The organism is Micromonospora sp. SYSU B005 (genome assembly GCF_055362685.1).
The window spans coordinates 24936-37739 of the sequence record NZ_JAXCFU010000013.1 but is presented as its reverse complement, the minus strand read 5'-3'; the positions used below and the strand labels follow the sequence as shown (position 1 = coordinate 37739).

General features: G+C 71.6%; 11 protein-coding genes. 5 read left to right on the top strand and 6 right to left on the bottom strand.

The window, feature by feature from the left end; translation table 11 throughout:
- Nucleotides 1–78: 78 nt before the first annotated feature.
- Genes SM452_RS24560 through SM452_RS24545 form a run of 4 tightly spaced genes read right to left on the bottom strand, consistent with a single transcriptional unit; the run spans nucleotide 79 to nucleotide 3331 of the window.
- Nucleotides 79–729 carry an aminodeoxychorismate/anthranilate synthase component II gene (locus SM452_RS24560; RefSeq protein ID WP_114919202.1) on the bottom strand — a complete coding sequence of 217 codons (651 nt, stop codon included), beginning with the start codon at nucleotides 727–729 and terminating at the stop codon, nucleotides 79–81.
- 5 nt (nucleotides 730–734) lie between these two features.
- Nucleotides 735–1007, bottom strand: coding sequence for a hypothetical protein (locus tag SM452_RS24555; protein ID WP_013473364.1), 273 nt, complete (start codon nucleotides 1005–1007; stop codon nucleotides 735–737).
- 3 nt (nucleotides 1008–1010) lie between these two features.
- Nucleotides 1011–2528, bottom strand: coding sequence for a class E sortase (locus SM452_RS24550; protein WP_463840789.1), 1518 nt, complete (start codon nucleotides 2526–2528; stop codon nucleotides 1011–1013).
- Entirely contained in the window at nucleotides 2525–3331 is an 807-nt protein-coding gene (locus tag SM452_RS24545) for a DUF881 domain-containing protein (RefSeq protein WP_013283315.1), read from the bottom strand. Before SM452_RS24545 ends, SM452_RS24550 begins: the two co-directional genes overlap by 4 nt.
- A 230-nt stretch (nucleotides 3332–3561) precedes the next feature.
- Between SM452_RS24545 and SM452_RS24540 the strand changes: the two genes are divergently transcribed.
- Both SM452_RS24540 and SM452_RS24535 read left to right on the top strand, forming a co-directional pair.
- Nucleotides 3562–3825: a cell division protein CrgA gene (locus tag SM452_RS24540; protein WP_135242661.1), complete on the top strand. Its 264-nt coding sequence runs from the start codon at nucleotides 3562–3564 to the stop codon at nucleotides 3823–3825.
- 179 nt (nucleotides 3826–4004) lie between these two features.
- The gene (locus SM452_RS24535; protein WP_355513592.1) at nucleotides 4005–6203 is read left to right on the top strand and encodes a (Fe-S)-binding protein; all 2199 of its coding nucleotides are present in this window, start codon (nucleotides 4005–4007) and stop codon (nucleotides 6201–6203) included.
- 66 nt (nucleotides 6204–6269) lie between these two features.
- Here the strand turns inward: SM452_RS24535 and SM452_RS24530 are convergent, their stop codons facing one another.
- On the bottom strand, nucleotides 6270–6947 hold the full coding sequence (locus tag SM452_RS24530; RefSeq protein ID WP_463840788.1) for a GOLPH3/VPS74 family protein: 678 nt from the start codon (nucleotides 6945–6947) through the stop codon (nucleotides 6270–6272).
- 82 nt (nucleotides 6948–7029) lie between these two features.
- Between SM452_RS24530 and SM452_RS24525 the strand changes: the two genes are divergently transcribed.
- The 3 genes from SM452_RS24525 (at nucleotide 7030) to SM452_RS24515 (ending at nucleotide 10515) form a co-directional block, all read left to right on the top strand.
- Nucleotides 7030–8337 (top strand): hemolysin family protein, encoded by a 1308-nt coding sequence (locus SM452_RS24525; RefSeq protein ID WP_396881743.1) that lies wholly within the window; start codon nucleotides 7030–7032, stop codon nucleotides 8335–8337.
- Entirely contained in the window at nucleotides 8330–9334 is a 1005-nt protein-coding gene (locus SM452_RS24520; protein WP_013283320.1) for a hemolysin family protein, read from the top strand. Before SM452_RS24525 ends, SM452_RS24520 begins: the two co-directional genes overlap by 8 nt.
- A gap of 170 nt (nucleotides 9335–9504) precedes the next feature.
- The gene (locus SM452_RS24515) at nucleotides 9505–10515 is read left to right on the top strand and encodes a C40 family peptidase (RefSeq protein ID WP_135242665.1); all 1011 of its coding nucleotides are present in this window, start codon (nucleotides 9505–9507) and stop codon (nucleotides 10513–10515) included.
- Nucleotides 10516–10585: 70 nt separating this feature from the next.
- Here the strand turns inward: SM452_RS24515 and SM452_RS24510 are convergent, their stop codons facing one another.
- Nucleotides 10586–12619, bottom strand: a complete 2034-nt coding sequence (locus tag SM452_RS24510) for an N-acetylmuramoyl-L-alanine amidase (protein ID WP_463840787.1) — start codon at nucleotides 12617–12619, stop codon at nucleotides 10586–10588.
- Nucleotides 12620–12804 lie beyond the last annotated feature (185 nt).

Sequence of the window (12804 nt, the reverse complement as noted above, 5' to 3'; positions counted from 1 at the left end):
TTGTCCCCGCCAACTTCATGATCGACCGAGAGGGAGGCGGGCGGGACCGCGCGGGGGTGGGGGCGGGAAGCGCGGGGGTCAGGCTGGGGAGAAGGCTGCCCGGCGGCGGGCGTCGACCTCGGCGGCCAGCTCCGGGGCGCGCTCCAGCGCCGCCGGGAAGCCGCAGGCGGCGAGCCAGTTCGCCAGCATCAGGTGACCGCCCTCGGTCAGCACCGACTCCGGGTGGAACTGCACGCCCTCGATCGGCAGCGTGCGGTGCCGCATCGCCATCACCACGCCGGAAGCGGTCCGGCCGGTGACCTCCAGCTCGTCGGGGAGCGTCTCGGGCAGTACGGCCAGCGAGTGGTACCGGGTGGCGGTGAACGGGTCGGGCAGCCCGGCGAGCACGCCCACGCCGTCGTGGCGTACCTCCGAGGTCTTGCCGTGCAGCAGTTCCGGTGCGCGGGCGACCGTCGCGCCGAACGCCTCACCGATCGCCTGGTGACCGAGGCAGACGCCGAAGATCGGGAGCTTGCCGGCGTACTCGCGGATCACGTCCAGGCAGATGCCGGCCCGGTCCGGGCTGCCCGGACCGGGCGACAGCAGGACGCCGGCGGCACCGGCGCGGCCCACCTCGGCGACGTCGATCTCGTCGTTGCGCCGCACCTCGCAGTCGGCGCCGAGCTGGCCCAGGTACTGCACGAGGTTGAAGACGAACGAGTCGTAGTTGTCGATCACCAGTACGCGCATCGCTGTCACCTGTTCGGGGTGGAGGGTGGGGCGTTGTTCGTCTCGGTGCTGTACGGCAGCTCCTCCTCGCCGGGCAGCCCGGTGGGTTCGGTGATCCCACCGTCACCCGGTACGCCGGAGTCCTGCGTGACCTGCACGTCGTCGAAGGGCAGCAGCGGCTCGGCCCACGGGAAGACCACGAACCAGAGCAACGCGACGGTGGCGGTGGCCAGCACCAGCGAGCCGAACAGCTTGCCGGGCAGCCCGAACGGCAGTTTGCGCCAGATCCACGAGTACACGGCTCACGCCTCCAACTCGGCCGGGCGGCCCGCCGACTTGGCCTGCGTGTGGTCCAGCCGCGCGTGGATGACCAACCGCTGGTAGTTGTCGAACTTCGGGTTGCAGGTGGTGAGCGTCAGCAGCTTCTCGGTGGCCTTCTGGCCCGCCTTGCCGGGCACCGGCGCGACCACCTCCACCTGCGACGGCTTGACGATTCGCTGCTCGTAGACCCGGTAGACGAGCCAGTCGGTCCTGGTCTCGACCACTATCGCATCGCCGGTCTTCAACTCGTCCAGCCGCCAGAACGTGGAGCGGATGCGGTGACCGGCGACGGAGAAGTTGCCCACCTCGCCGGGCATGGCGCTGTCCGGGTAGTGGCCCGGGGCGTACCGGATGTCCTCCGGGCTGACCCCCTCGACCACCACCCAGTGCTTCTCGAACTTGGGGATGTATAGGCCGGCGACCGGCTTCCCCTTGGCCGGTGGCTTCGGCTTCACAGTGGGCCCGGTGGTCGGGCCGACGGTCGGGTCCGCGGTCGCGCCCCACTCCTGGGCGAGCTGGCTGTTCAGGTCGTTCTGGCGGGCCTCGACGATGACTGCCTTGCCCCAGATCTCGTACCCGGCGAACAGGAGCACCACCAGCCCGAAGGTGATCAGCAGTTCGCCGGTGCCCCGCACGACGGTGCGTAGCCGGGAGCCGACGGTCGGGCGGGTCAGCTCGGAGTAGACGCTGCGGTATCCGTCGCCGGTCTGCTCGGGCCGCAGTTGCACCACCCGCTCGCCGCGCCGGGGGCGGGGCGGTTCGGCGGGCGGTTCGGCACCATCGCCGCCGCCGTCCCCGTTCTCGGGGGGCGGGGGCACCGCGCCCATCAGCCCGGTGGCGTCCAGGTGGGGGTCCGCGGGTGGGCGGGTGACGGCGGGCAGCACCGCCGTGGCTCCAGGGTCGGCCGGAGGGTTCCGGTCCGCGCCGGTCGGCCCACCGAGAGGGGGTACGCCGGGCGGCCGTCCCTCACCCCCCGCCGGTCGGCGACCGTCCTGCGGCGGGCGTCCGCCGGCCTCCCACGGGTGGGTGCCGTTCTGTGGTGGCTGTCCACCGCGGCCACCACGCTCGGGCGGGATCGCCCCACCTGTGGAATGGCGGACGGCGTACTGCTGCGTAGGGCCGTGATGTCCGGCGCCCTGGTGTGCCGGGCCGGCCGGGTGGGGCGTACCCCTGGGGGGAAGCTCGCCGGCCTGCGGGCGGAACCGGGGGTCGGCCTCGGGGCGGGAGGCGCTCGCCGGTTGATGCGCCTGACTGCCCGGCCACGGCGGCGGCGGGGCGGTCCGTGGCGGGGCGAAAGGCGGTGGGCCGGTCCGTGGCGGGGCGGGCCGGGTGTCCCGGCCGCGTCGGGCCGGGGCGGTGTGGGCCGGGCCGGCGTCGGGCCAGGGCAGGTCGAGCGGCTGTGGCGACGCCGGGGCCGGACGCTCGACGCGGGGAAGGAACGCGGTGGGCTCCTCCCGGCGGTCGTGGCCGGCGCGTTCCCGGGGGTCGCCGCCGGTCACCGGGGCACCGTCGCCGACTGCAATGCGGTGGAGTCCTCGAACGCGGGCACGGTGACGGTGGAGACGCGCTCGACGTACCCGAGTTGGTAGTGGTCGGCCACTTCCTTGAACACCCGCACTCCCTCAGAGGCGGCGAGCGCCCGCTGGAGTTCCGCGGGATCGCCGATTGCCACGATCTTGAAAGGAGGGGAGTACACCCGGCCGTGCAGCAGCAGGGTGTTACCGACGCAGCGTACCGCGCTGGTGCTCAGCACGCGGACGTTCATGATTGACATGGCCTCCGCGCCGCCGGCCCAGAGCGCGTTGACGACCGCCTGGACGTCGCCCTGGTGCACCACCAGGTCGTCGTTGCTGGCGCCCTTCGGCAGCGGCTGGTCGGGCCGGCGGTCGGCGTCGTTCAGCTCGACGGTCACGCCGCTGCCGGTGAGCGCGGTGAACCCGGCGCCCTGCCGGCTCGCGGCGGCCCGGTCCCGCTCGGTCTTGATCGGCCCGTCGGCGCCGGCGAGTGCTTCGGTCTGCTCCTCCACCTCGGCGCGGAGCCGGGCGGCCTTCGCCTCGCTGGCGGCGACCTCCTCGCGGCGGTCCTCGATCAGCTGGGTGAGCTGGGGCCGGCGGTCCTCACGCAGGGAGGTGCCGCCTGCGGTGGTGGCGGTGGTGGTGAACAGCAGACCGGCCGCGGCGGCGATCAGGGGCACGCCGACGGACCAGCCGGGGCGGCGCTGGCGTGCGCGCCGGGGCAGCAGGGCGGCTGCCGCGCGGCGGAGGACCTTCTGCCAGGAGGCGGCGCCGGACGTGTACTCCACCGGGCGTTCCCTTTCCCGTCGTCTCGTTCCGGCCCGCGCCGGTGCGAGCCGACCTGCTCGACCCGGAAAGTCCGCTCTTTCCGGTTACTGAGTGCACCGGCCTGGCCCCATTCGTGGCCTGGACGGTCCGTCGGGACTACGCTAGCTGTCGAACATTATTGGCCATGGACCGTCGCCCTCGCGCCCGGTTGTCAGGCCGGACGAGGTCGTACCCCCCTCTGGAGAGCGTCGTGCCCAAGTCTCAGGTCCGCAAGAAGAAGGTGTACACCCCGCCGACGGATGTCCGTCCGACGGCGACGGCGTCGACGCGCAAGCCTAGCCCCATCTGGCTGCCGGCTACCGCGGTCGCGCTGATCGTGGTGGGCATCGGCTGGCTGGTGCTCTACTACCTCTCCGAGCAGGCGTACCCGGTCGCCAGCTGGGGTTACTGGAACCTCGCCGTGGGCTTCGGCGCGATGGTCTCGTCGCTGATCCTGCTCTCCCGCTGGCGCTGATCCGGCGCTGCCCCACCCCGGCGTAGGTCACGCCACGCCGCCCCTGCACGGCGCTTCGACGCCGCTCCACCTATGGTGTGCGCAGGGCGGCGTGGCCTGGTGCGAGAAGACTCACGTTACTGCTGGGTAACCTTGCGCGTAGGCTGCACGGACAAGCAGCAGACCGGGAGGCCAACTCGATGGGCAGCGTCCAGATCGTCACCACGATCCTCGCGGCCGCCATCACCGCTGTTGCGGTGTGGCTTGCGGTGCGCGCGGTCATGAAGATGACCGCGGTCATCCGGCTCGGCCAGCCCGCGCCGGAGCGGTTCGGCGACAAGGGCGCGCGTACGAAGAAGATGCTGGTGGAGACCGCCGGTCACACCCGCATGCTCAAGTGGAGCGTGGTCGGCGCCGCCCACTGGTTCGTGATGGTCGGCTTCATCGTGCTGTCGCTGCTGGTGCTGGAGGCCTACTTCGAGGTGGTCTCCACCGGCGGCGGGCTGCCGATCATCGGGCACTGGACGATCTTCGGCCTGGTCACCGAGTGGATCGGCATCCTCGGCCTGGCCGGCATCCTGGTGCTGATGGCGATCCGGCTGCGCAACCGGCCGGGACGCGCGGAGAACCGCTCCCGGTTCACCGGCTCGACCATGTGGCAGGGCTACTTCGTCGAGTGGGTCGTCCTGCTGGTCCTGATCTTCGGGTTCGTGATCCGCGGCTTCAAGGTCGCCACCGACCACTTCGAGTACCCGGTCTGGGCCGCCCCGCTCAGCCACGCGGTCGGCTCGGTCCTCCCGAACTGGGAGGCGGGCGTCAGCGTCGCCGCGCTCATCAAGATCGCCATCTCGATGACCTGGCTCATCGTGATCTCGCTGAACGTCACCATGGGCGTGGCCTGGCACCGTTTCCTGGCCTTCCCGAACATCTTCTTCAAGCGCGACCCGGAGAAGCCGGCCGGTTCCGGCCTGGGCCCGCTGCGTCCGATGACCAGTGAGGGCAAGCCGCTGGACTTCGAGGAGGCCGACCCGGAGAAGGACCAGTTCGGTGTCGCCCAGGTCGAGCAGTTCACCTGGAAGGGCCTGCTGGACTTCAGCACCTGCACCGAGTGCGGTCGCTGCCAGTCGCAGTGCCCCGCCTGGAACACCGGCAAGCCGCTGTCGCCGAAGCTGCTGGTGCTGAGCCTGCGCGACCACGCGTACGCCAAGGCGCCGTACCTGCTGGCCGGTGGCGGCAAGGACCTGACCGGCGAGGAGAAGGCCACGCAGGAGCAGTTGGCCGGCGTGGACGTGCTCGCGATGGCCGAGGCGGACCGGCCGCTGGTCGGCACCGCCGAGGAGGGTGGTGTCATCGACCCGGACGTGCTCTGGTCCTGCACCACCTGCGGCGCCTGCGTCGAGCAGTGCCCGGTCGACATCGAGCACGTGGACCACATCGTCGACATGCGCCGCTACCAGGTGCTGATCGAGTCGAGCTTCCCGTCCGAGGCCGGCGTCATGCTCCGCAACCTGGAGAACAAGGGCAACCCGTGGGGCGCCCCGCAGAACACCCGCGAGGACTGGACCAAGGGCCTCGGCTTCGAGGTGCCGCGCGTCGGCGAGGTCGACGACTTCGAGTACCTGTTCTGGGTCGGCTGCGCCGGCGCGTTCGAGGACCGGGCCAAGAAGACCACCCGCGCGGTCGCCACGCTGCTGAACGAGGCGGGCGTCAAGTTCGCCATCCTCGGCGAGGGCGAGACCTGCTCCGGCGACCCGGCTCGCCGCATCGGCAACGAGTTCGTCTTCCAGATGCTGGCCCAGCAGAACGTCGAGACGCTGAACGAGGCGTTCGAGGGTCGGGAGAAGAGCAAGCGCAAGATCGTCGCTACCTGCCCGCACTGCTTCAACACCCTGGGCAACGAGTACGGCCAGCTCGGCGGCGAGTTCGAGGTCGTGCACCACACCCAGCTGCTGGCCCACCTGGTCAGCGCCGGCAAGCTCACCCCGGTGCAGCCGGTCGACGGCGGCGTGACCTACCACGACCCGTGCTACCTGGGCCGCCACAACCGGATCTTCGCCGCGCCGCGTGAGGTGCTCGGCGAGTCGACCCAGGGCGAGCTGACCGAGATGCCGCGCAACAGCGAGCGCTCCTTCTGCTGCGGCGCCGGCGGCGCCCGGATGTGGATGGAGGAGAAGATCGGCAAGCGGATCAACGTGGACCGGGTCGAGGAGGCCATGTCCACCGGGGCGAAGACCATCGCGGTCGGCTGCCCGTTCTGCTCGACGATGCTGAACGACGGCGTGAACGGCAAGGGCGCGGGCGAGCAGGTCGAGGTCGTCGACGTGGCGAGTGTGCTGCTGCGCTCGGTCAAGCCGGAGGCCCCGGCCGGTGAGCCGGAGGCCGCGCCGGCCGCGAGCTGAGGCGTACCCCGGCAGGAGCCGGACCACGACGGCGGCGGCACCCGTGCGGTGCCGCCGCCGTCGCGTTCAGCTGGTCGTGGTGGTCATGATGGCGGCGCTCGTCCCGGCCGTCATCGCGACCATCAGCGCGGCCTGCATCTCCTCGATCGCCTTCTTGGTGGCGGCCGACGCCCAGTCGCCGGCCGCGATCTCGTCGATGCGCGCCTTGACCCGCTCCTTCGGCATCTCGCGGAAGATCTTGCGGTCCAGGCCGACCGCGCGGGTCAGCGTGAGCAGCGCGGCGGTCCGGGCGTCGACCGGGCCGTCGGTGGTGAGCGCCGTCGCCATCCGCTCCCGGGCCGCGGTCTCCACCGCCGGCTCCGCGCCGGTCGGCGAAGGATAGCGGGTACGCGGGAAGACCAGCAGCACCCGGTCGGACTCCCGGCGCAGCACCCCGGCGTCGACGAGCCCGCCGAGCACCCGGTCCGGCAGGCCCTTGGCGAGCTTGCCGATCCAGTTCTTGGGCTTGCGGGGGCGGCCGGATCCCACAGTCGCCAGCGCCTCGTCCAGCAGCGGCACATCGGTCGGGGCGGGATCGGTCACCACGAGCCGCTCGTCCGCCACCTCCACCCGGCCGGCCAGGGCCAGTTCCAGCAGCACCGCCCCGGCGAGGCCGTAGCCGAGGTGCGGACTGCCGAGGCGGTTGACGCCGTCGTCGTCGTACGCGAGCAGGACCAGTTCGTCGGTGAGCAGCAGACCGTCCATGCGCACCACGCTACGGGGGGTCCACCATCGGCGTCCGCGTGCCACAATCACGCGCATCGACGGCCTTCTGCTTCTGACGCTGTTGCCACTGGTCGGTTTCGTGCTGCTGACCGCCGGCAACGCCTTCTTCGTCGCGGCCGAGTTCGCCCTGGTCACCGTCGACCGGGCGGAGATCGACAGGCGGGCCGACGAGGGCGACGGCCGGGCCGCCACGGTACGCCGCGCGCTGCGCGAACTGTCCTTCCAGCTCTCCGGGGCGCAACTCGGCATCACGCTCACCGCGTTGCTCACCGGCTACCTGGCCGAGCCCGCCCTGGCCCGGATCTTCGCGCCGCTGCTGCGCCCGCTCGGCGGCGCGGAACGCTTCTCCGGCCTGCTCGCGCTGGCTCTCGCCACGCTCATCTCGATGCTGTTCGGCGAGCTGGTGCCGAAGAACCTCGCGCTGGCCCGCCCGATGCCGGCGGCGCTCGCCACGGCAGCGCCGATGCGGGCCTTCTCCCGCACCTTCGGCTGGCTGATCCGGCTGCTGAACGAGTCAGCGAACCGGCTGGTGCGCCGTCTCGGTGTGGAGCCGCAGGAGGAACTGGCGAGCGCCCGTTCCCCGGAGGAACTGGGCCTGCTCGCCGCGATCTCGGCCCGGGCCGGCGCGCTGCCGCCGGACACCGCGATGCTGCTGCGCCGCACCATCCGTTTCGGCGACAAGCGGGCCGCCGAGGCGATGACGCCCCGGGTCGACGTCACCGCGTTGCGTGCCACCACGACCGTGGCCGAGCTGCTGGAGGCGTCCCGGCGGACCGGCCGTACCCGGTTCCCGGTCTACGAGGAGACGCTCGACCTGGTCACCGGCGTCGCCGGGGTGCCGGACGCGCTGGGCGTGCCGCTGGCCCGCCGCGCGGCCACCACTGTCGCCGCCGTGGCCCGGGAACCGGTGTACGTCCCGGAGAGCCTGAACCTGAACGGGGTGCTGGCCGCGCTCAAGGCCGCCGGGGCCGACCTGGCGATCGTGGTGGACGAGTACGGCGGCACCGACGGCGTGGTGACCGTGGAGGATCTGGTCGAGGAACTGGTGGGCGAGATCGCCGACGAGTTCGACCCGGACGCGGTGGACGGCTTCGGGCCGGTGGAGCTGACAGTGCCCGGCGGCGAGCGCACCGTCCTGACCGACGGTGTGCTGCGCGCCGACGAGCTGGTGGAGCAGACCGGGTTCCGGCTGCCCGACGGGCCGTACGAGACGCTCGGCGGGTTCCTCATGGCGCGGCTCGGCCACATCCCGGTGCCGGGCGAGACGGTCGACGAGGCCGGGTACGAGTTCACCGTGGTGGAGGTCGACCGGCACCGGATCGAGCAGGTGCGGGTGGTACGCCCCGAGGAGCCAGACGACGGTGCCTGAACTACTCGTCGCGGTCGGGTTGCTGCTCGGTAACGCGTTCTTCGTGGGCAGCGAGTTCGCGCTGATCGCCTCCCGCCGTACGGTCATCGAACCGCTGGCGGCGACGTCGAAGCGGGCGCGGCTGGCGCTGGCGGCGATGAACCAGATCCCGCTGATGATCGCCGGGGCGCAGCTCGGCATCACCGTCTGCTCGCTGGGCCTCGGCGCGATCGCCGAGCCGGCGCTGGCGCACCTGCTGGAGCCGGCGTTCGCCGCGCTGGGGCTGCCCGCCTCGGCGGTGCACCCGGTGTCGTTCGTCATCGCGCTCGCGGTGGTGGTGTTCCTGCACACCGTGGTCGGCGAGATGGTGCCGAAGAACATCACGCTGGCCGGGCCGGAGCCGTCGGCGCTCTGGCTCGGCCCGGCCATGCTGGCGTTCTGCCTGGCCACCAAGCCACTGCTGCTGGCTATGAAGTGGGCGTCCCGGCAGGTGTTGCGGTGGTGGCGGGTGGAGGCGACAGACGCGGTGAAGACCGTGTTCACCGCCGAGGAACTGGCCGGGCTGGTCTCCCAGGCGCGTACCGAGGGGTTGCTGGACGCCGAGGAGCACGCCCGGATCACCGGCGCGCTGGCCCTGCACAGCCGTACCGCGGCGGACGCGCTGCAGCCCTGGTCCACTGTCACCACGGTGGCCGAGGACGTCTCACCGGCGTCGCTGGAGGTGCTGGCGACCCGTACCGGCCGGTCCCGCTTCCCGGTGGTGCAGCGGGCCACCCGCCGGGTGCTCGGTTTCGTGCACGTCAAGGACGTGCTCGGGTACGCCGGGGCGAGCCGCCGGGCACCGGTGCCGGCCGAGATCTACCGACCGCTGGCGGTGGTGCCGCCGGACCGTACGCTCGCCGATCTGCTGCTCGCGATGCGCCGCGAACGCCGCCACATGGTGCTGGTCAGCGACGGACGCCGGCCGATGGGTGTGGTGACACTCGACGACGTATTGACAGCCATCGTCGGGAGATGAATTGAATACCCTTGGTGTGCAACCGATTGCGGATACGTGATTGAACAAACGGTCGCCTTGATTCCATCGGACGCCTTCCCTAATGTGGGGCACCGACCGCTGTGGGTCGTCTGCCTCGACCTTCCCTCTCGCGAGGCGCCCGGCGGTCGGTTGCAAAGGAGTCCGTGCCGGTGGCAACCACGCCCCCTCAACGTCACGCCCCGAGCGCTCCACCCGGCCGGCGGGCCGGGTTCCGACGGGTGGTACACGGTCTGGTCACCCTGGTCGCGGCCGCCGCGGTCGGCGCCGGAATGCTGACCGCCCCGGCGCACGCGGCGCCGTCGGTGGACGAGATCGACGCGCAGATCGACAAGCAGTGGCAGCAGCTCGAACCCACCATCGAGCAGTTCAACAAGGTCCGCTCGCAGCTTCGCGCCAACCAGAAGAAGTCCAAGGCGCTGAAGGACAAGATGGTGCCGCTGGAGCTGGCCTCCACGCTCGCCATGAACAAGGTCGGCGACATCGCGGCCCGGTACTACATCCAGGGCCCGTCGCAGGAGCTGGGCGCGCTGCTGGTGAACTCCAAGCCGGGCGCGCTGGCCGAGCAGCTGGTCATGCTGGACCGGATCGCCGAGGACCAGCGCCGCCAGATCGCCGGTGTGCTCAAGGTGCGCGACGAGTACAACAAGCAGAAGGAGAAGCTCGACGCGCTGATCGCGCTGGAGACCAAGCAGCAGAACGATCTCGCGGCGAAGAAGAAGCAGATCGACTCGGAGATCAAGCGGCTGACCGCCATGCTGCCGGTGACCTCGATCCGCCCGGCGGGCTGCCCCAAGATCGACGGTGTGGTGAGCAGCGCCGCGCGGACCGCCATCAAGACGGCGTGCGCCCAGGTCGGCGACCCGTACGTGTGGGGCGCCACCGGCCCGAACTCGTTCGACTGCTCCGGCCTCACTCAGTACGCGTACAAGGCGGCCGGCATCTCGCTGACCCACTTCACCGGCGCGCAGTGGAACGAGGGCCGCAAGGTCTCCCGTTCCGAGGCGAGACCGGGTGACCTGGTGTTCTTCGGCTCCGACCTGCACCACGTCGGGCTCTATCTCGGCAACGGAGTGATGGTGCACGCGCCACGTACCGGTAAACCGGTCCAGGTGTCGAGCATCAGCACCCAGCCGCTCGCCGGCTTCGTCCGGGTCGCCTGACCCGAACCCCTGGCAGCGGAAAGGCCCCCGGTCCACGCGGACCGGGGGCCTTCCCGTGTGCGGTGCCGGGTCAGCGCGGCGTGCCGACCGGGGACGGCAGGACCAGCACGTCGTCCAGGTTCACGAACATGATCCGGTGACCGAACTGGACCTGCACGTAGCGGTTCTTGCCGCGGACCACGGTCCGGTCACCCGGGGCCGAACCGTCGAACGAGACCGCCCGGTAGTACTCGCCGGGCAGCACCCCGCCCACCGCGTACCGCTGGCCGGCGGCGAACGTGTACTGGAGCGGCGAGATGGTCTGGTACGGGATGGTGTCCGGGTAGGCGGCCTGCTCCGGGTAGGCCCGCCCGTACACCGGGATGGTGGCCTTGCCGGGCCGCGGGGTCACCACGAAGCCGGTGGCCCACTTGGCGGTCGGCGCGGAGGCCGGGTTGAGGAACCACGCCTTCTGGCCGAGGTACCAGATCGCCGTCCAGTCACCCTGGCGGCCGGCGAGCGCGTACGTCTGGCCGGCGGAGGCGCGGGCGCCGTGGTCGGAGATGTACATGGTGTCCGGCGTACCGTCCGGGCGCAGCCCGAGGTCGTTGACGAGCGGGGCGTCCGGGCTCGGCGCGGTCCGCAGGATCACCGCGGAGGAACCCCGCGACGGGCACGGCTCGGCCGGCGGCCGGGGCGTCGGGACACCGGGCGGCTGCTGGTTGCAGCCGGTGAACGCCGGCCGGTTGGTGGCGAAGTCCGGGTCGATGGTGACCAGGCCGGTACGGGGCGTGCCGGTGCTGCGGAACGGCGCCTTCATCAGGTCGAAGTAGTGCGACCAGTCCCAGTACGGTCCCGGGTCCCAGTGCATGCCGCCCACGTTGGCGGCGGTGATGCCGGGCACGTTGTCGTGACCGATGATGTGCTGCCGGTCCATCGGGATGCCGAGCTTCAGCGCGAGGTGCCGCACCAGCTTGGCGGAGGTGCGGTACATCGCCTCGGTGTACCAGGTGCCCTGACCGGCGAAGCCCTCGTGCTCCAGGCCGATGGACTTGGCGTTGACGTACCAGTTGCCGGCGTGCCAGCCGACGTCCTTGGTCTTGATGTGCTGGGCGATGTAGCCGTCCACCGAGCGCAGCGTGTAGTGCCAGCCCAGGTAGTCGGCCCGCTTCACCAGGTCGACGCTCGGGCCGAAGTAGCCCTCGGTGTCGTGGATGACGATGTACTCGATCTTCTGCTGCTTCGGCCGGTCGCCCAGGTCGTGGTTGCCGTAGTCGCCCGGGTCGTTGCTGAGCTGCTCGTACGGCGCGGGGATCCACTCGCAGGCCAGCCGCACCGGGCACTCCAGCCCGTCCGGCCGCTCGGCGTTGCGCAGGCCGAGGCGGGCCAGCCGGGACCGGTCCGGCGTCGCGGCGGTGGCGGCGAGCGTGACCCGCTGGCCGTCGTCGGTGGTCCGGCTGGCGCCCTGGCCGAGCTGGTCGTAGACCTCGTCGGCGAAGGCCGCCGCGGCGTCCGAGGTGTCCGCGCCGGAGTACCGGGCCACCGCGGCGTACCAGGCCGCCGGGTCGGTGCCGGCGCCGACCGGCCCGCCCAGAGCCTTCTGGTACGACGCCAGCAGCGCCGCGCCACCGCGGATGTTCGCGGCCGGGTCGGTGCGCAGCGTGCCCGCGTCGAGCCCGGTGAGCGCGGCGGCGGCGTCGAGCGTCTGGAGCGAGGCGGGCGGCAGCGGGGTCTCCCGCTCCGGCGCGGCGGCGGTGGCCGGGTCGAGCTTCAGCGGCCGGGAGTCGTCGCCGCGCGGGTCCTCGTCCTCGTCGACGTGGGCGCTGCCCGGCATGGCGAGGATGTGCGCGGCGTCGGTCAGGTGCATCGGGCCGTAGCCGCCGCTGGTGCTCGGCTGCCCGGGGTGGGTGTCCCAGCGGGACTCCAGATAGGAGACGCCGAGCAGCACGTTCTGCGGCACGCCGTACTCGGCCGCCGCGGCGGCGTATTGTTGTTGCCTGTCGCTCGCGGGCGCGGACGTGTCCGGCGCGGCGGTCACCGGGCCGGTCGTCGCCAGCGCGGTGGCTGTCGCCACTGCGGCGGCGAGCAGTATCCGTCTGCCCGACGGCGGGGCGGAGAGGTGCATCGAACCTCCTGGACAGGGATGGGGGTCACTGCGTCTCCACCCTCACTCCGCACACCCACGGGGGTCAATACCTTTCCAGTGAGTAATCAGCCTTGAAAGAAAATTTCACCTCCGACCTGGGTGCGGCCCGTCATCGCGTACGGAGTGTCACAGCGCTGGAAGTTGCGGATCGATAACGGTGGTCC